This is a genomic window from Sphaerisporangium siamense (assembly GCF_014205275.1).
GTDB lineage: Bacteria > Actinomycetota > Actinomycetes > Streptosporangiales > Streptosporangiaceae > Sphaerisporangium > Sphaerisporangium siamense.
The window spans coordinates 6,230,801-6,251,499 of the sequence record NZ_JACHND010000001.1; the positions used below are offsets into that span (position 1 = coordinate 6,230,801).

General features: G+C 75.7%; 1 protein-coding gene. It reads right to left on the bottom strand.

Going from position 1 to position 20,699, the window contains the following annotated elements:
* Positions 1-42: 42 nt before the first annotated feature.
* Positions 43-20,613 carry a non-ribosomal peptide synthetase gene (locus tag BJ982_RS40640; RefSeq protein WP_203959082.1) on the bottom strand — a complete coding sequence of 6,857 codons (20,571 nt, stop codon included), beginning with the start codon at positions 20,611-20,613 and terminating at the stop codon, positions 43-45.
* Positions 20,614-20,699 lie beyond the last annotated feature (86 nt).

Genomic DNA, 20,699 nt, shown 5'->3' on the forward strand with positions numbered 1-20,699 from the left:
ATCGATGTGCGGTTGACGTGCGGATGGTGGTGACGTGCCGGGTCAACGCCCGTCGCCGGTGGCGCGGGCGACCAGGGCCCGCAGCACCTGGAACCAGGTGCCGGCCAGGTCCTCGATCTGGGCCTCGGTCAGCAGCTCCCCGGCGAAGGACCACTGGGCGACGAGCACCGGCCCGCCGGGGCGGTCCTCGGTGAGGGCGTTGACCGTCAGCGGGTGCGACAGCGGCATGCCCGGGTCGGCGTCCAGGTCGGTGACGTCGCCCTCCGGCGCGTACGCCCAGTCGTCCTCGTCGAGGCCGCCGAAGCGTCCCAGGTAGTTGAACTCGATCCCCGGCGAGCCCAGCCGGGCCAACTCGGGACCGGCCTGCGGGTCCAGGTGGCGCAGCAGGCCGTACCCGATGCCCGCCGTGGGCAGCGCGGCCAGCCGCTCCCTGACCCTGGCCACCGCCGCGTCCAGCGCGGGGCCGCCCGCGAGCGCGTCGTCCAGGCCGGGGCCCGGGTCCAGCAGGACGGGGACGACGCTCGTGAACCAGCCGACCGTCCGCGACAGGTCCGCCTCGCCCGCCAGCGCCTCCTCGCGACCGTGGCCCTCTAGGTCCACGAGGACGCCGTGCCCGGCGTCGCCCGCGTGCCGTCGCCGCCACCCGGCGACGGCGACGGCGAGCGCGGTGAGCAGCACGTCGTTGACGGTCGCGCCATATGCGGCCGGGACGCGGCCGAGCAGCGGCTCGGTGACGTCCTCGGGCAGCGTGCGGGACAGGTAGCGGGCGGTCGCGACCACGTCGCGGGACGGGTCCAGCGGGCGGGGCGCCGGGAGCGGGGAACCGCCCTCCAGCGTCCGCCGCCACAGCGGCAGCTCGCCGCGCAGGACCGGATCGGCGGCGCGCTCGCCGAGCAGCTCCGCCCAGCGGCGGAACGACGTCTCCACCGGCGGCAGGTCCGGAGTCCTGTCCTCGGTGACGTCCCGCCAGGCCGAGGCGAGGTCGGGCAGCAGGACGCGCCACGAGACGCCGTCGACCGCCAGGTGGTGGATCGTGAGCAGCAGACGTCCCTGCCCCTCCGGCCCCGCGTCGAACCAGACGGCCCGCACCATGACGCCCGCGTCCGGGTCGAGACCGGACCGCGCGGCGAGCGCGTGCCCGGCGATGACCGCCCGCAGGTCATCGCCTTCGACGCCACGAACATCGACCCTGGTCACCAGCCCCGCCGCGTCCACGGCTCCCGCGGCCGGCACCCGCAGCACCCACCGCTGAGCCTCGTTCGCCGCAGACCCCTCCGCGGGCCGGTCCAGGCGGGCGCGGAGCATGTCGTGGTGGTCGAGCAGGGCCTGCAGGACGCGGCGCAGCCGGTCCTCGTCCAGGTCGCGCGGGGTGCGCAGGAGAGCCGCCTGGTGGAAGCCCCCGATCGGACCGCCCAGCTCGCGCACGGCGTGCATGATCGGCGTCAGCGGGACGGTGCCGGTGCCGTCGTCGTGGGTCGCGGGGGCCCCGCCGGGGCCGGTCACGACGGCGACGGTGGCCAGGGCCGCGACCGTGCGGTGCAGGAAGAGCTGGCGGGGGCTGAACCGCACCCCCGCCTCCCGGGCCCGCGCGGCCAGGCGTATCGCGACGATGCTGTCGCCGCCGCAGGCGAAGAAGTCGTCGTCGGCGCCGATGCGCGGCAGGCCCAGTACTTCGGTGAACACGGCGGCCAGGGCGCGCTCGACCTCGCCGGACGGTTCCCTGCCGCTCGCGGCGAGGGTGAAGTCCGGCGCGGGGAGCGCCTTGCGGTCGAGCTTGCCGTTGGGCAGCAGCGGCAGCGCGTCCAGAACGACCACGGCCGCGGGCACCATGTAATCCGGCAACGCCGCCGCCACGAAGGCCCGCAACTCCGCCGAATCAGGCCCACTCGTCTTCCTGGCGAACGCACCGCTCCCAGCGGCCTCGTCCGGGACCTCCGCAGGACGCGATCCATCCGAAGACGGACCGTCCAGGGAAGGAGCATCCGGAGAAGCGCCGTCGACCGGAGAGTCGTCGCCGGTGAGGACCACGTAGGCGACCAGGCGGGTGACGCCTGGGGTGTCCGTGCGGGGGGTGACGACGGCCTGGGCGACGGACGGGTGGCGGTCGAGGACGGCTTCGATCTCGGCGGGCTCGACGCGGAACCCGCGAATCTTGACCTGGTCGTCGGCGCGCCCGCCGTACTCCAGCCGCCCGTCGCGGGTCCAGCGGGCCAGGTCGCCGGTGCGGTACATGCGCGTGCCGGGCACGCCGTACGGGTCGGCGACGAACCGTTCCGCCGACTGGCCGGGACGGCCCAGGTACCCGCGAGCCAGACCCTCGCCCGCCAGGTACAGCTCCCCGGTCACGCCGGGCGGCACCGGCCGCAGCCGGTCGTCCAGCACGTAGGCGCGGGCCCCGGAGACCGGGCGGCCGACCAGGGGCCGCTCGCTGTCACGGATCCGGGCGGCCAGGGCGTCCACGGTGGCCTCGGTGGGGCCGTACAGGTTGAACGCCTCGGTGGCCGGCAGCGCGGCCAGCCGCCGCCACAGCGAGTCGGGCACCGCCTCGCCGCCCACGCCGACCACGGCCAGCGGGCAGACGCCGTCCTCGATCAGCCCCGCCTCGGCCATCTGCGCGAAGAAGGACGGCGTGACCTCGATGAAGTCCAGCCTCTCCCGCCGGGCGAACGCGGCGGCCAGCTCGGCGTCGCGGCGCTCCTCATCGTTCAGGATGTGCAGGGCGTGCCCGTCGAGCAACCACAGCTGCGGCTGCCAGGAGGCGTCGAAGGAGAACGACCAGGCGTGCCCGACGCGCAGGGCGGTCCTGCCGGTGGCCCGCTTGGCCGGGTCGTACAGCGTCGCGCGGTGGCTGTGGAACAGGTTGACGACCCCGCGGTGGCTCACCACGACGCCCTTCGGGCGGCCGGTGGAGCCGGAGGTGTAGATGACGTAGGCGGGGTTGAGCGGGTGCGGCCCGGCGTCCAGGTCCTCGCCGGGCAGCCCGGCCAGCGCCGCGACCGTCCCTGGGTCGTCCAGACGCAGAACGGGCACGCCCGCGTCGGTCGGTGACGACCTACCAGGCCCGGCCTTCTGCGGCGATTCCGCCTCCGGCGACGGTCCGGCGTCGTCGCCCGTGGTCAGGACGAGTACGGGGCGGGCGTCGCCGAGCATGTCCCGCACCCGGTCGGCCGGGAGTCCGGGATCGACGGGCAGGTAGGCGGCGCCGGACTTCATCACGGCCAGGATCGCCGTGACGAAGTCCGCCGAGCGCGGCAGCGCCAGGGCGACGACGCGTTCGGGGCCGGCGCCGCGCGCGGCGAGCAGGCGGGCGAGCCGGTTGGCGCGCTCGTTCAGCTCGGCGAACGTCCACCGGACCGCGCCGCAGACGACGGCGACGGCATCCGGCGTGGCCACGACCTGCGCCTCGAACAGCGCGGGAACCGTGGCCGGACCACCCGCGACCAAAGCGGCCGTCTCCGCAACCGCGGTGACACCGTCCGCCGCCGAGGCGTGCCCGTGCGCGGCCGTGGCGGACCCCTCTGGAGCCGCGGTGACGCCGGTCGTCGCGGGAGTGCGCGAAGGCGTGGGGAGGGGGGTGGTGCTCCAGGTGGTGAGGATGGTGTGGCGTTCTTCGGCGGCCAGGAGGTCGATCTGGCCGACCGGACGTTCGGGGGCCTCGGCGATCTGGGTGAGGACGCGGACCAGGCGGGTGGCGAGGAGGCCGGCGGTGTCGGCGTCGAACAGGTCGGCGCTGTACTCGATCCAGCCCGAGATGCCCCGGCCCTCGCCGTGGTCGACGAAGTCGAAGCTCAGGTCGAACTTGGCGGACTCCTGGCCGAGCGGCTCGGGGCTCGCGGTCAGCCCGGCCAGCGCGGGGGTGGCGCCGCCGCCGGTGAGGTAGGCGACCATCACCTGGAACAGCGGGTGCCTGGCCAGCGAGCGGGCGGGGTTGAGCGCCTCCACCAGCCGCTCGAACGGCACCTCCTGGTGCTCGTAGGCGGCGAGGTCGGCCGCGCGGACCCGGGCGAGCAGTTCGGCGAAGGTGGGGTCGCCGGACACGTCCGTGCGCAGCACGAGGGTGTTGATGAAGAACCCGACCAGGTCCTCCAGGCGCTCGTCGGCGCGGCCGGAGATGGGCGCGCCGATCGGGATGTCGTCGCCCGCGCCGAGCCGGTGCAGCAGCGTGGCCACGGCGGCCTGGACGACCATGAACATGCTGACGCCGTGCTCGCGTGCCAGGCGGCGCAGGCCCGGCTCCAGGCCGGACGGCAGCGTGAACCCGGCCGCGCCACCGCGGTGGCCGCTCTCGGACGGCCGGGGGCGGTCGGCGGGCAGCGGCAGTTCCTCGGGCAGCCCGGCGAGGGCCCGCGTCCAGTAGGCGATCTCGCGGGAGTGACGGCTTCCGGGGTCGGCGGGGTCGCCGAGCCGTTCGCGCTGCCAGAGGGTGTAGTCGGCGTACTGGAGGGGCAGCGGCGCCCAGTCCGGGGCGTCCCCGGACAGCCGGGCCCGGTAGGCGGTGGCGAGGTCGCGCCACAGCGGCGCGTCGGACCATTCGTCGCCGGCGATGTGGTGGACGACGAGCGCGAGCACGTGCTCCTGTGGTCCCACCCGGAACACCCGGGCGCGCAGCGGCGGCTCGTGGTCCAGCGCGAAGCGGTGCCCGGCGGCCTCGGCCAGCCTGCCGGGCAGCTCCTCCTCGGTGACCGGCTCCGGCTCCCGGACGTCCAGCGCGCCGGCGAGCCGGCCGGGGGGAAGGACGAGCTGGCAGGGGTGGCCGTCGCGTTCGGGGAAGACCGTGCGCAGGCTCTCGTGCCGCTCGGCCAGGTCGCGCAGCGCGGCCTCCAGCGCGGACGGGTCGAGCGGGCCGGTCAGGCGCCAGGCCATGGGGATGTTGTAGGTGTCGGTCGGGCCTTCCAGCCGGTACAGCACCCACAGGCGCCGCTGGGCGAACGACAGCGGCATCGGCTCGTGCCGTGCCACGGCGGCCAGGTCCGTGCCGCCGCCGTCGCGTGCCTGTTCCAGCCTGCGGGCCAGGCGGGCGACGGTGGGCGCCTCGAACACCTCGCGCAGGGTGACCTCGGCGCCGAGCGCGGTGCGGATCCGGCTGACCAGCCGCATGGCCAGCAGCGAGTGGCCGCCGAGCGCGAAGAAGTCGTCGTGGACGCCGACGCGCCCGGTGCCGAGGACGGCGGCGAACAGCTCGGCGAGGATCTCCTCACGAGCGTCCCTCGGCCGCCGCCCCGGCGCCTCGCCGGCCGAGTCCGGCGGTGCGGGCAGAGCGCGCCGGTCCAGCTTCCCTCCGGCCGACCTCGGCAGCGAGGCCACGGTCACGTAGACGGCCGGCACCATGTGCTCCGGCAGCGTACGCGCGAGGTGCGCCCGCAGCCCGGCGGAGTCCGGCGCGGCCGGGGCCAGGGCGGGGATCGCGGCGGGGACCACGTAGGCGACGAGGCGGCGGACGCCGGGGGTGTCCTCGCGGACGGTGACGGCCGCCTGGGCGACGGAGGGGTGGGCGCGCAGGGCGGCCTCGATCTCGCCGAGTTCGACGCGGAAGCCGCGCAGCTTGACCTGGTCGTCGGCGCGGCCGAGGAAGACCAGGGTGCCGTCGGCGCGGCGCCGGGCGAGGTCGCCGGTGCGGTACATGCGGGTGCCGGGCGGGCCGTAGGGGTCGGCGACGAACCGTTCCGCGGTGAGCGCGGGACGGTTCAGGTACCCCTGGGCGAGTCCGGCCCCGGCCAGGTACAGCTCGCCGGGCACGCCGGGGGGCACGGGCCGCAGCGCGGCGTCGAGCACGTGGGCGCGGATGTTGGCCACCGGCGCCGCCCAGACGCCCTGGCCGCCCGCGTGCCAGCCGTAGGCGTCCACGGCGCACTCGGTCGGCCCGTACATGTCGTGGACCGCCGTGCCGGGCGGCGCGGTCAGCCGTTCCCACAGCTCGGCGGGGGTGGCCTCGCCGCCGACGGTGATGACGCCCGGCTGGTGCGCTCCGGGCGCGAGGAACCCGTGGTGCAGCAGTTCCTGGACGTAGGTGGGGGTGAGGTCGACGTAGTCGAGGCGCTCGGTCTCCAGGTAGGCGAGCAGGGCGGCGGGGTCGGTCATCGTGGCCTCGTCCAGGACGTGCAGCTCGTGCCCGGCGAGCAGCCACAGCATCGGCTCCCATGAGCCGTCGAAGCCGAACGAGGCCGCGTGCATGGCGCGCAGGGTCTCGCGCCCGGCGGCACGGCGCGCGGGTTCGATGACGTCCTCGTACTGGCCGCCGAACAGGTTGCTCAGCCCGCCGTGCGTCCCGACGACGCCCTTCGGCGTGCCGGTGGACCCGGAGGTGTAGATGACGTACGCGGCGGCCTGCGGCGGCGTCCCGACGCGCGCCGGGACGGTGCGGTCCCGCCTCGGCGGCGCGTCGCCCCGTTCCGGCGCGGGCGTCCCGGTCGCGTCATCGGCGGACGGCGGCACGGACAGGCCGGGGGCCGGATCATCGACGCGATCGTCCGGTACGGAGGAACCGTCCGGATCGCCGAGGACCAGGGACGGCAAGCCGCCCGGGAGCGGCGGGGCGGCGTCGGTGGTCAGGACCAGCGTGGGGGCGGCGTCGGAGAGCACGTATGCCAGCCGCTCGGCCGGGAGGCCGGAGTCGAGGGGCAGGTAGGCGGCGCCGGCCGTCAGGACGCCCAGGATCGCGGGGACCATCTCGGAACGGGGCAGCGCGAGCCCGACCAGGTCGCCCCGGCCGACGCCGCGCCAGCGCAGCAGGCCGGCGATGCCGTTCACCTTGGCCGCCAGATCGGCGAACGTCAGCCTGCGCCCGCCCGCGACCAGCGCGACCCGCTCGCCGTGGGCGCGGGCCGCCGCGGCGAAGATCTCGGGCACGGTGCGCCGTTCGACGGGCCTGGCGGCGCCGTTCCACGCGCCGAGGCTCGCCGCGTGCTCTTCGGCGGTGAGCACCGGCGCCTGCCCGATCGGCTGCCGGGGGTGGGTGGCCAGGTGGCCGAGCAGCGCGACGGTGCGCGCGACCAGGGCGTGGGCGGTCTCCTCGTCGGCGAGGTCGGCGGCGTACTCCAGCAGGACGACGACGCGGTCCTCGCCGGTGTGGTCGGCGAAGGTGAAGTCCAGGTCGAACTTGGCGGTGGTGATGCGGGCGGGCAGCCACTCGGTGGGCATGCCGAGCACGTCGGGATCGCCGCCGGGGCGGTGGTGGTAGCCCATCATCACCTGGAACAGCGGGTTGCGGCCGGGCACGCGCGGCGGGTTGAGCGCCTCGACGAGCCGCTCGAACGGGAGGTCCTGGTGCTCGAAGGCGGCCAGGTCCGCCTCGCGCACCCGGGCGAGCAGCTCGGTGAAGGCGGGGTCGCCGGACAGGTCGGCGCGCAGGACGAGGGTGTTGACGAAGAAGCCCACCATGTCGTCCAGCGCGCTGTCGGTGCGCCCGGCGATGGGCGAGCCGACGACGATGTCGGTGCCCGCGCCCATGCGGTGCAGCAGGACGGCGAGCGCGGCGTGGAACAGCATGAACATGCTGGTGCCGGTCTCGGCGGACAGGGCGCGTAGTGCCCTGACGGTCTCGGCGGGCAGTTCGGCGCGCACGGTGCCGCCCCGGCCGGTGGGGTCGGCGGGCCGGGGCCGGTCGAGGGGCAGCGGCGTCTCCTCGGGCAGGCCGGCCAGCGCGGCCGTCCAGTGGGCGAGCTGCCGGGCGGCCTCGCCGCCGGGGTCGGCGGGGTCGCCGAGCAGGCGGCGCTGCCACAGGGTGTAGTCGGCGTACTGGACGGGCAGCGGCGCCCAGTCCGGGGCGCGCCCGTCGCGGCGCGCCCGGTAGGCGGTGGCGAGGTCGGCGAGGAAGGGCCGGTCGGACCATTCGTCGGTGGTGATGTGGTGCAGGACGACGGCCACCACGTGGTCGTCGGGCCCGAGCCGCAGCACCTCGGCGCGCACGGGCAGCCCGGCGGCGAGGTCGAACGGGCGTGCCACGGCGGCGGCGACCCGGGCCTCGACGTCCCCGGCGACGCAGTCGGCGACGGCGAACTCGGGCCGCGCCTCGGCGGCGGGGACGACGTGCTGGTACGGCTCGCCCTCGTGCTCGGGGAACCGGGTGCGCAGGGCCTCGTGCCGGGCGACGACGTCGCCGAGCGCCTCCCGCAGCGCGGCCGTGTCGAGGGCGCCGCGCAGCCGGAAGACCAGCGGGAAGTGGTAGGCGTCGCCGCCGCTGAGGCGTTCCGCCAGCCACAGGCGGCGCTGCGCCGGGGAGGCGGGGACGCGCTCGGGCCGTTCGGCCGCGCGCGCGACGGCCGGGCGGGCGGGCCGTCCGGTCTCGGCGCGGGCGGCGAGCGCCTCGGGGGTGGGGGCCTCGAACAGGTCGCGGATGGCCAGCTCGGCGCCGAGCTCGGTGCGGGCGCGGCTGACCAGGCGGGTGGCGAGCAGCGAGTGGCCGCCGAGGTCGAAGAAGTCGTCCTCGGCGCTCACCTTCGGCAGGCCGAGCAGCTCGGCGTACAGGCGGCAGAGCACCTGCTCCTCGCGGGTGCGCGGCTCGCGCCCGCCCGTGGCGGTCACCGGCTCGGGGTCGGGCAGCGCGCGCACGTCCAGCTTGCCGTTGTCGTTCATGGGCAGCCCGTCCACGACGACCAGCGCGGTGGGCACCATGTAGTCGGGCAGGGCGGCGCGCAGGTCGTCGCGCACGCGCCGCACCAGCCCGCTCGCGCCGCGCGCCACGCCCGGGGCGTTGGCGTACGGGGGCGTGCCGCCGCCGGGGCGGTACAGGCCGCCGGTCAGGCGGGCCGCGCCGCGCACGAGGACGGCGTCGTAGTGGCCGGGCTCGGCGGACGGGGTGGTGAGCAGCCGGTGGCCGTGCTCGGCGGCCAGGGCGTGCAGGGCTTCGGGCTCCACTCCCCCGGCGATCGCCGAGCCGGGTTCGGAGGCGGCGCGGGCGTCGGGGACGCCGGTCACCCGCAGCGGGCCGGCGCCGTGGTCGCGCAGGAGGCGGCCGAGCGCGTCCGCGCGTCCGGCGGGCCAGGCGATCTCGGGCCCGGCGCCGAGCGCGACGTCCGGGTTCCCCTGGTACAGGACGACGTCGTAGCGGTGGCGGGTGAGCTCGTCGTGGTGGTGGCCGCGCTTGGTGCGCAGGTCGGCGCCGTAGCCGAGGGTGGTGAAGAAGTCGGGGTGGACCAGCAGTTCCTTCTCCAGCGCGAGGCCGCGGTCCACGGCGCGGCGCACGGCCTCGTGGTCGGCTCCCTCTCCGGCGCGGGTGAGCTGGATGGCGGTGTGGAAGGCGCGGGCGGTGCGCAGGTCGCGCACGTCGCCGACGAACAGGGCGCCGCCCGGGGCCAGCAGCCGCATCGCGCCGTGGATCACCTCGGCCAGGTGGCCGGCGCTCGGGAAGTACTGGACCACCGAGTTGATCACGACGGTGTCGAAGAAGTCCCGCGGCAGGCCGTCGGTGACGTGGGCGGCCTGGCAGCGCAGCTCCACCTTGGCGGCCAGCGCGGGGTCGCGCCGCAGGTCCGCGCCGAGCTTGCGGATCACGGGGGCGGCGAAGTCGGTGGCCCAGTACGCCTCGGCGTCCGGGGCCAGCCGCGACAGCAGCAGGCCCGAGCCGACGCCGATCTCCAGGATCCGGCGCGGGCGCAGCTCGCGGATCCGCTCGACCGTGCGCTCGCGCCACTCGCGCATGTGCTCCAGCGGGATCGGCCGCCCGTCGTAGCTGCTGTCCCACCCGGCGAAGTCCTCGGCGAACAGCGCGGTGCCGATGCGCTCGTACTCGTCGGAGTAGATGTCGCGCCACTCGCCGATCTGCTCGCGCTCGGCGGACTCGCGCTCCTCTCCGTCCTGCTCGGCGGGCACGAGGTAGCCGACGAGGCGGCGGGTGCCGGGGGCGGCCGGGTCGTCGCGGGCGACGACGGCCGCGTGCGCGACCTCCGGGTGGCGGGCCAGCGCGGTCTCGACCTCGCCGGGCTCGACGCGGTGCCCGCGGATCTTCACCTGGTCGTCGGTGCGGCCGAGGAAGTCCAGGTTGCCGTCCGTGCGGCGCCGCACCAGGTCGCCGGTGCGGTACATGCGCTCGCCCGGCGCGCCGAACGGGTCGGCGACGAACCGCTCGGCGGTCAGGCCGGGCCGGTCCAGGTAGCCGCGGGCCAGGCCGACGCCCGCGATGTACAGCTCGCCGGGGACGCCGGCGGGGACGGGCCGCAGCCAGGGGTCCAGGATCCGGGCGCGGGTGGCGCGGATGGGACGGCCGACGGTGGGCGTGGCGCTGTCGCCGGTGCCGCCGCCGAGGGTGTTGATGGTGTACTCGGTCGGCCCGTACAGGTTGTAGCCGTAGGTGCCGTCGGTGTCGCGCAGCCGGTTCCACACCGTCTCGGACACGGCCTCGCCGCCGAGCAGCACCAGCGGCGGCCGGTGCCCCTCCAGCAGGCCCTCCTCGATCAGCAGGTGGGCGTAGGTGGGGGTGACGTTGACGACGTCGATCCTGTGCGCCTGGCAGTAGGCGACCAGGGCCCGCGCGTCGCGCCGCAGCTCCTCGTCGCAGACGTGCACCTCGTGTCCCTCGACGAGCCAGAGCAGCTCCTCCCAGGACATGTCGAACGCGAACGACACCGTGTGGGCGACGCGCAGCCCGCGTCCCCCGGCGGAGGCGACGGCCGGGGCGAAGATCTCCTTCTGGTGGTTGAGCTGCATGTTCGTCAGGCCGCGGTATGGCGTGACGACGCCCTTGGGGCGGCCGGTGGACCCGGAGGTGTAGATGACGTACGCCGGGTGGTCCAGGCTGAAGGCGGGACGGTCGGCCTCGGTGACCGGACCGGCGTCCAGCCCGGCGAGCGCTTCGGCGACGGCGGGGTCGTCGAGGACGATCCGCCGCCCGTCCGGGACGCCGCCCGCCAGGCGGGCCGAGACGGCCGAGGTGCACAGCATGAGCGCCGGGTCGGCGTCGTCGAGCGTGGCGACGAGCCGGTCGGCCGGGTGGTCCAGTTCCAGGGGCAGGTAGGCGGCGCCGGTCCGCAGCACGGCGAACAGCGCGGCCACCATGTCGATCGAGCGGGGCAGGCCGAGCGCGACGACCTTCTCCGGGGCGGCGCCGCGCGCGAGCAGCAGCCTGGCCAGGCGGTTGACCCGGGCGTCCAGCTCGGCGTAGGTGACCGACAGGTCGCCGAACACCAGGGCGGTGGCCTCAGGAGTGCGGGCGGCCTGGGCGGCGAGCAGGTCGGCGATGGTCTGCTCGGGGACGGGGACGCGGCTGGCGGCGTCCTCGCCTTCGAGGGCGGCGCGCTCGCCGGGCAGGAGCGGGTCGAGGCGGCCGGTGGGCGCGCCGAGGTCGCGGACCAGCCGTGCCAGGGTGGCGGTGAAGCGGTCGAGCAGGGCGCGCGCCCGGTCGGCGCCGACGACGTCCGGCCGGTGGGCCAGGGTGACGCGGACGCGGCGGCCCGGGGTGACGATGACGGTCACCGGGTAGTGGGTGGCGTCCACGTTGGCGACGGCGGTCGCGCCGTGCCGTGCCGCCAGCTCGGCCAGCCGGTCCTCGGTGTCGGCGTTGCGCAGCACGAACAGGGTGTCGAACAGCCGCCGGTGCCCGGTCTCGGCCTGCAGCACGCCCAGGCTGAAGTACTCGTACGGCATCAGGGCGAGGCGCTCGCGCTGGACGCGGCGCAGCAGGTCCAGCACCGGCTCCTCGGGGGCGAAGGCGACGCGGGCGGGGACGGTGTTGAGGAACATGCCGATGACGTTCTCGACGTCCGGCACCTCGCTCGGCCGCCCGGCGACGGTCGTGCCGAAGACCACGTCGCCGCGCCCGGTGACGGCGGCCAGCGTGAGGCCCCAGGCGGCGGTCAGGACGGTGTTGAGCGTGAGGCCGTTGCCCCGGGTGACCTCGCGCAGCCGTTCGCCGAGGGCGGCGGGCAGGTCGGCGTCGAGGCTCTCGGGGATGACCGGGTCCAGGTCCTGGCCGGCGGTCCCGGCGATCAGCGTCGGCTCCTCCAGGCCGGCCAGCGCGCCGCGCCAGGCGCGGGCGGCCTCGCCGGCGTCCTGGGACTCCAGCCAGGTGAGGTAGTCGCGGTAGGACCCGGGGCGGGCAAGGCCGGCCGCGTCGCCCCCGGACTCGTACAGGGCGAACAGCTCCTCCAGGAACACCCAGGCCGACCAGCCGTCCCACAGCAGCAGGTGGCGTCCGATGACCAGGCGGTCGCCCAGCCCCGCGCCGCGGTGGATCAGCAGCATGCGGAACAGCGGCGGCGCGGCCAGGTCGAAGCCGCGGGTCCGCTCCTCCTCGACGAGCGCGCGCATCCGCGCGTCCCGTTCGGCCTCGGGAAGGCCGGACAGGTCCGCCTCCTCCAGCGGGATCTCGGGGTCGCGGACGATGAACTGCAGCGGGCTGCGCAGGCCGTCGGCGGTGAACCCGGCGCGCAGGCCGGGGGTGCGGGCCAGCAGCGCGCGGGCGGCGGCGCGCAGCCGGTCCGGGTCCAGCGGCGCGGCGAAGTCGAACGTCTCGTGGACGGTGTAGACGTCCAGGACGCCCTGGTCGTAGGTGGAGTGGAAGAACAGGCCCTCCTGCAGCGGCGCCAGCGGCCAGACGTCCTCGACGTCCCCCGCCGTCCGCCGCACCCGGGCGACCTCCTCCTCGTCCAGGCCGAACCCCGTCCCGGCCTCCTCGTCGAGGCCGAACCTCGTCCCGGCCCGTGGCTGCGGGGCGGTCGCCCCGGCCTTCGCCGCCGCGGCGACCGCGAGCGCGGCCGGGGTGCGGTGCTCGAAGACGTCGCGCGGATCCAGCTCCAGGCCGGCCCGGCGGGCGCGGCCCGCGACGCCGATGGAGGAGATGCTGTCGCCGCCGAGCATGAAGAAGTCGTCGTCGGGCCCGGCCTCGTCCAGGCGCAGCACGGCGGCGAAGATCTCGGTGAGGACGCGCTCGCGCTCGTCACGCGGCGCGCGGCTCTCGGCGCGCACCGCCTCGGGGGCGGGCAGCGCGTCACGGTCCAGCTTGCCGCTCGGGGTCAGCGGCAGCGCGTCCAGCACCACGTACGCGCCGGGCACCATGGCCGCGGGCAACACCCCGGCCACCTCGGCCGCGAGGGCCCGCACATCGATCCCGCCCGCGACCCCGCCGTCCTGGCCGCCGCCGGTCCCGCCACCGCTCCCGTCCCCGGCCACGACATCGGTCACGGAGCCGGTCCCGGCCACGGCCACGGCGCCGGTCCCGTCCTCCGTCACGGATGCGATCGCAGAGGCGGTCGCGGGGGCGGTTTCGGGGGCGGTTTCGGGGGCGGTTTCGGGGGCGGTCGCGCCGGGCTGTGGGGAGGCGGGGACGACGTAGGCCACGAGCGTGGTGCCGCGGACGGCCACCGCCGCCTGGGCCACCGACGGCCGGGCGGTCAGCGCCGCCTCGATTTCGCCCGGCTCGATGCGGTTGCCGCGCAGCTTGACCTGCCGGTCGGTGCGGCCCAGGTACTCGACCGCGCCGTCGCCGCCGACGCGCACGAGGTCGCCGGTGCGGTACATGCGGGTGCCGGGCGGGCCGTAGGGGTCGGCCACGAACCGCTCGGCGGTCAGGCCGGGACGGGCGTGGTAGCCGCGGGCGAGCTGGACGCCGGTCAGGTACAGCTCGCCGGGCACGCCGCGCGGCACCGGCCGCAGCGCGGCGTCCAGCACGCGCAGCCCGGTGTTCCACACCGGCCGCCCGATCGGGACGGCGGACTCCCCGGACCTGGCCCCCGAGGACCCGGCCTTCTCGATCGGCGACGAGGCGGCGACGCTGGGCCCGTCGCAGGGGTGGTAGGTCACGTCCACGGCCGCCTCCGTGGGGCCGTAGAGGTTGTGCAGGGAGACGCCGGTCAGCTCCCGCCAGCGGGCGGCGGCAGGGCCTGGCAGCGCCTCGCCGCTGCTGAACACCCGGCGCAGCGACACCGCCCAGGACGGGTCGGCGGTGATCTCGCCCGCCGCGAGGAACGCCTCCAGCATCGACGGCACGAAGTGCATCGTGGTGATCCGCCGCTCGCGAATCAGCTCGGCCAGGTAGGCGGGGTCGCGGTGCCCGTCGGGCCGGGCGAGCACGACGGCGGCGCCCTCGCACAGCGCCCAGAAGAACTCCCAGACGCTGACGTCGAAGCTCGACGGCGTCTTCTGCAACACCCGGTCGTCGGCGCGCAGCCCGTACTCGCCCTGCATCCAGGCCAGCCGGTTGACGATCGCGCGATGCGTCACCACGACGCCCTTGGGGCGTCCGGTGGATCCCGAGGTGTAGATGAGGTAGGCGGCGTCGTCCGGCCCCGCCTCCACCGCGTTCCCCGACGCGTCGGCCTCGTCCGCTTCCGCGGTCAGCGCGTGTTCCTGCGCGTCGGCGGGAGGCTCGTTCCCGGGCTCGGGGGCGTCGAGGAGCAGCGGGGTGAGGGTGGCGAGGCGGGGCAGGCGCGGCGCGGCGGAGGTCGTCGTGACCACGGTGTCCGCGCCCGAGTCGGCGAGCATGTAGGCGATGCGGTCGGCCGGGTAGTCCAGGTCGACGGGGAGGTAGGCCGCGCCCGACTTCAGCACGCCCAGCAGGGCGACCATCAGCTCCGCCGAGCGCGGCACGGCGACGGCGACCACGCGCCCCGGTCCCGCGCCGAGCCCGCGCAGGCGGCCCGCCAGGGCGGTGGCGTGGGCGTCCAGCTCACGGTAGGAGAGGGTCTCGTCCTCGTAGACGACCGCCGTGGCGTCCGGGGTCCTGGCGACCTGGGCCGCGAAGGCGGCGGCCAGCGTGGTCGCGGGGACCTCCACGACCTCCCCCTCGGGGGTGGCGGCGGCCAGGTCCTCGGGAGCGGCCGGGTCCACGCGGGCGACCAGGCCCCGGGGCGTCTCGGCGACGGCCCGCAGGACGCGGCCCAGACGGTCGGCGAGGGCGCGGACGGCGTCCCCGGCCAGGCGCTCGGCGTGGTGCTTGAGGCGCAGGTCCAGCCGCCGGCCGGGCTTGACGATCAGGGCGAGCGGGTAGTGGACGGCGTCGTGGAACTCGTGGCCGGTGACGGCGACCGTACCGGTGGGGTCGGTCAGGCCGGTGGCGGAAGGGTAGTTCTCGACCACGACCAGCGTGTCGAACAGCTCACCGCCGCCCGCGAACCCGGCGACGCGCTGGATCTCGGCCAGGCCGAGGTGCTGGTGGTCCAGCAGGCGGGCCTGCTCGTCCTGGAACCGCTCCAGCAGGCCGGAGAGCGTGTCGGCGGGGCTCCAGCGCAGGCGGGTCGGCAGGGTGTTGATGAACAGGCCGACCATGGACTCGATCCCGTCCACCTCGGCGTCGCGGCCGGAGACGGTGGTGCCGAAGACGACGTCCTGGCGCCCGGTCAGCCGCCCGAGCACCAGACCCCACGCGACCTGCACGATCGTCCCCAGGGTGACGCCCCGTTCCCGCGCCACGGCGGCCAGCCCGGCGGTGATCCGCTCAGACACCTCGACCCGCACCTGCGCGGGCCGAAGCGGCGCGCCACCCGCCGGCACACCGGCCAGCCGTGCGGGCTCCTCGACGCCCGCCAGAGCCTCCCGCCACGCGGCGCGCGCCCCCTCCCGATCGGCCCGCGCCAGACGCCGCAGGTGCTCACGGTACGGGGCGGGCGCGGGGAGAGACGCGACATCCACGCGACGATCCCGCGTGCCCGTCTCCGCGTCGGTCGCCTTTGCCGCCTCGGGTACCCCGGTGGCCTGGGGCGCCTGCGCCACTTCGGCCACGGGCACGTGGCTGGCCTGGGCCGCCTCGCCCACCCGGCCCGACTCCACCACGTCGTGTCGCGTGCCGTCCGGCAGTTCCCAGGGATGGGCGTACAGGGCCATCAGTTCGCGGTGCAGGATCGGGAGGGACCAGCCGTCCGCGATGATGTGGTGGAAGGTGAGGAGCAGGCGGCTGCGGTCGTCGGCGAACCTGACCAGCGCGCAGCGCACCAGCGGCGGCCGGGCCAGGTCGAAGCGCCGGGTGCGCTCCTCCCTCGCCACCGACCGCGCCCGCTCCTCCGCCGCCGCCGGGCCGTCCGCCCGCAGGTCCACCTCGCGCCAGGGCAGGTCGAGGTGCTCGGCGATGAGCTGCACGGGGCCGCCGTCGGCGCGCCTGCGGAAGAAGGCGCGCAGGGGGGCGTGCCGGTCCAGGAGGCCCTGGGCGGCGCGGCGCAGGGCCGCGCCGTCGACGGGTCCGCGCAGGTCGAGCGCCTGCTGGACGACGTACGCGTCCCCTGCCGGGCCGTCGATCACGGAGTGGAAGAAGAACCCCTGCTGCAACGGGCCGAGCGGCAGGACCTCCTCGACGGGGATCGGGTCCTCGCCCTGCAGTTCCGCGATCTCGTCCGGGGCGAGGGTCAGCAGCGGGCCGCCGGCCTCCTCGCCGGGCGGGGTCCCGGCGTCCTCGGTCCGTCCGACCACCTGGGCGAGCGCGGCGACGGTGCGGTGGCGGAAGACGTCGCGCGAGGTCAGGCGCAGGCCGCACTCGCGGGCGCGGACGAGCAGCCGGATCGCCACGATGCTGTCGCCGCCGAAGGCGAAGAAGTCGTCGTCGACGGTGACCGACTCGACACCCAGCACCTCGGCGTACAGCGCGCAGAGCAGTTTCTCGCGCGGGTCGCGGGGCGCGCGGCCGGAGCTGAGCGCGGCCGGGTCGGGCAGGGGCAGCGCGGCGCCGTCCAGCTTCCCGCTCGGGGTGACCGGCAGCCGGTGCAACGGCACGAACGCGGACGGCACCATGTACTCGGGCAGCCACTCGGCGGCATACGCACGCAACGTCTTCATGAGAACCGCGACATCCCGGAACGGCACCGGCCGATTGGCCTGCGGGAACGCCCCCGCACTCCGATAGACGCCCTGGAGCGCGCCGCCACCGGCCACGTCCTCCGCGTGACCGGGCACGTCGTACGTCCGGCCGGCGTCGTGCGGGTAGGCGGCCGTGTCGTGCGAGTGAGCAGGCACGTCGTGCAGGTCGGCGGGCACGTCGTACGCCTGGCCGGGCGCGTTGTGCGAATGGTCGGGTGCGTCATACGTCCAGCCAGGCGCGTCGTCCGGGTGGGTGGGCGTGTCGTGCGAGTGGGTGGGGAACTGGGCTTGGGCGTCTTGGTGGGTGGCGGGGGTGAAGAGGGCGTCGAGGGCGCCGTCGGCGGCGTGGGCGTTCCAGGTGACCGCCACGTGGCGGTGGTGGCGGGCGGCGAGGGCGTGCAGTGCCTCGGGGTCGGCGCCCGAGAGTGGCAGGGCCGGGCCGCCCTCTTCCTCGACGGCGTACAGCGCGGCCAGGTCGTCGGTGAGACGGGCGTTGGGCACGCCGACGACGCGCAGCGGACCGGGGTGCCCGGCGAGGCGCGCCTCCAGCGCCTCCAGGGCATCCAGCGCGTCCCGGACATCCAGCGCGTCCCGGACATCCAGCGTGTCCCCAACATCCAGCGAATCTCGGGCATCCAGCGAATCTCGGGCATCCAGCGAGTCAAGCGCGTTCAGCCTGCCAAGATCGGCCCACCGGACTTCCTCGGCATCGGCCCGTGACCCGCCGTCGGCGTCCCGGGAGGCTCGGTCCGGCTCTGTGTCGCCGACCTCCCCTGAGGTGGCGTTCTCGAGGCGGGCGTCGGTGGGATGGAGGACGACGTCGTATCGATAACGGGTCAGCTCGTTGTGGAAGACGCCGCGCTTGACGCGGATGTCGGCGTCGAAGCCGGGCAGCGCGGCGAAGTAGTCGGGGTCGAGGAGCAGCTCGCCCTCCCAGGCGACCGACCGCTCGACCGCCGTCCGCAGCGCGTGCTTGTCCTGCCCGTCACGCCCGTCCCCGGCACGCCCGTCTTCGGCACGCCCGTCTTCGGCACGGACGGCGCTGTTACGCCCGTCCCCTTCGCGTCCGTCCCCGGCACGGACGGCGCCGGGCGACTGGCGGCGGGTTTCGACGGCTGCGCGCAGGCAGCGGAGGAGGCGCAGGTTGCGCACGTCGCCGACGAAGACGCGGCCGCCCGGTACGAGCAGCTCGCTCGCCTGGCGCAGGACGCCGGTCAGGTATTCGGCGTCGGGGAAGTACTGGGCGACGGAGTTGATCACGATGGTGTCGAAGAAGCCCTCGGGCACCCCGGCGAGGTCGTGCGCGGGGCGGGTGAGCAGTTCGACACGCCCGACGAGCTCGGGCATGGCGGCGACCTGGGCGCGCAGGGCGTCCACGGCCTCGTGCGACAGGTCGGTGCCCCAGTACGCCTCGCAGCCGGGCGCGACGCGGGACAGGATGAGCCCGCTGCCGACGCCGATCTCCAGCACCCTGCGGGGCCGCAGTTCACGGATGGCGGCGACGGTGGCCTCCCGCCACTCGCGCATCTCCTCGACCGGGATCGGCAGCCCGTCGTACATGCTGTTCCAGCCCGCGAAGTTCTCCCGGATCCCGCCCGCGCCCGCGAAGCCGGCGGCCTGGGAGGCGTCCGCGCCGAAGCCCTCCTGGACGCCACCCGCGAAGCCGGCGGCCTGCGAGACGTCCGCGTCGAAGCCCTCCTGGACGCCGGCGCTCGCGTAGGCGCCGTCGGATCCTGCGGCCGAGTACAGCAGGTCGTGGAGGTCCTTCCATTCCTCGACCCGGCCGGGGCCGTCGGAGCCGGTCTCCGGGGCGAGGGCGGGGACGACGTAGGCGGCCAGCCGCCGGTCGCCGGGACGGTCCTCGCGGACGACCACCGCGACCTGGTCGACGGCGGGGTGGGCGCGCAGCACGGACTCGATCTCGCCGGGCTCGACGCGGAAGCCGCGGATCTTCACCTGGGTGTCGGCGCGGCCGAGGAAGTCCAGCCGTCCGTCGGCCCGCCACCGGACGAGGTCGCCGGTGCGGTACAGCCGCTCGCCGGGCTCGCCGAAGGGGTCGGCGACGAACCGCTCGGCGGTCAGGCCGGGCCGTCCGAGGTAGCCGCGCGCGAGCCCGGCGCCGCCGAGGTACAGCTCGCCGGTGACCCCGGCGGGGACCGGGCGCAGGCGGGCGTCGAGGACGTAGGCGCGGGTGCCGGGGTCGGGGACGCCGATGGGGACGATGGACCCGGCGGGGGTGCCGGGGTCGCACAGGCCGAGGGTGGAGTTGGTGGTGGCCTCGGTGGGGCCGTAGGCGTTGAACATGTGGCGGCCGCGCGCGTAGCGGGCGACCAGCTCGGGTGAGACGCGCTCGGTGCCGGCGAGCAGGGTCGCGGGCGGCAGTTCGACGTCGCCGGGCATCGCGGCCAGCAGGGCCGGGGGCAGGATCATGAACGTGATGCCGTTGGCGTGCGCGTAGTCGGCGAGCGCGGCTCCCGGCACGCGCAGCTCGGCGGGGACGACGACGAGCCGGCCGCCGGACAGCAGGCCGAGGCACAGGTCCCAGAAGGCGACGTCGAAGCTCGGGGAGGCGAACTGCAGGACGCGGCTGTCGGGGCCGACGCCGAACCGCTCGCTCTGGGTGGCGACGAGCTTGGCCACGCCGGCGTGGGACAGCACCACGCCCTTGGGGCGGCCGGTCGAGCCGGAGGTGTAGATGACGTAGGCGGCGTTGGCGACCGACAGCGGCCCCCGGTCGTCCTCGCCCGGGTCGTGGGCGGGGCCGGCGGCCAGTTCGCGGACGGTGCCGGCGGCGTCGAGGACGAGCGTGCCCGTGCCGGGGGGCGGTTCGGGCAGGTCGCCGGCGACCTCGTCCGTGGTGACGAGGCAGGCGGGGGCGGCGTCGGCGAGCATGTAGGCGACGCGGTCGGCCGGGTAGTCGGTGTCCACGGGCAGGTAGGCGGCGCCGGACTTGAGCACGGCGACCTCGGCGACGATGAGCTCGGCCGAGCGGGGCACGGCGAGGGCGACGACGCGCTCGGGGCCGGCGCCGCGCGCGATGAGGGCGTGGGCGAGGCGGTTGGCGCGTTCGTCCAGTTCGGCGTAGGTGAGGCGGGTGTCCTCGAAGACCAGCGCGACGGCGTCCGGCCGCTGCCGCACCTGCGCGGCGAACATCTCGGGCCAGGTCAGGAGCGGGACGTCGTGCGCGGTGTCGTTCCACTCGTGCAGGACGCGGCGCAGTTCGTCCGCGCCGAGCATGTGCAGGTCCCCGACCGGAGCCTCCGGCCGCGCGAGCGCGTCGGCGAGCAACGTCGTGTAGTGCCCGAGAATCCGCTCAACGGTCTCCTCCAGGAACAGATCCCCCCGGCATTCGACCCGGACCTCGTCCCCGACGACTCCAAGCACCAGATCCAGCCCCTGGCTCCCGGCGTGACCGCCCTCGCCGTCAGCGACGGCCCGTCCGGCCACGCCCGAGTCCTGCGTATGAAGCGCGCCGTAGGAGGAGGCGGGGTCTGTGGTGAAGGCGGTGTTGAAGAGGAGGCCGCCGCCTCGCATCGGGGCCGGGCGCAGGGCGTCGAGCAGGGCCGGCAGAGGGACGCGGTGGGCGCGGGCCTCCGTGCGGGCGGTCTCGACGCGCCGGGTCAGGTCGGCGAAGGTGGTGTCCCCGGTGACGGCGACGCGCAGCGGCAGCCCCTCGTACCCGACCGTGACGTCCCCCGCGCCTCCGTACCGGTGGAGCAGCGCGACGAACGCGGCGAGCAGCACCGGCTCGGGCGCGGCGACGTCGAGGGCGCGGACGCGGGTGTCCCAGTGCCCGGTGGGCGACAGCGGGTACGGGAGGTCGGCCGGCAGCGCGGCTTCCTGCGGAAGCGGGGAGAGACGCCGGTTCCAGTACTCCGTTGCTTCTTCGATGCCGGACACAGGTGACAAAGCCTCCCAACTCAACGAATCAGGGCCGAGATCCAGCCGTGACCGGCCACATACTAAGGTAAGGTTTACCTAAGTCA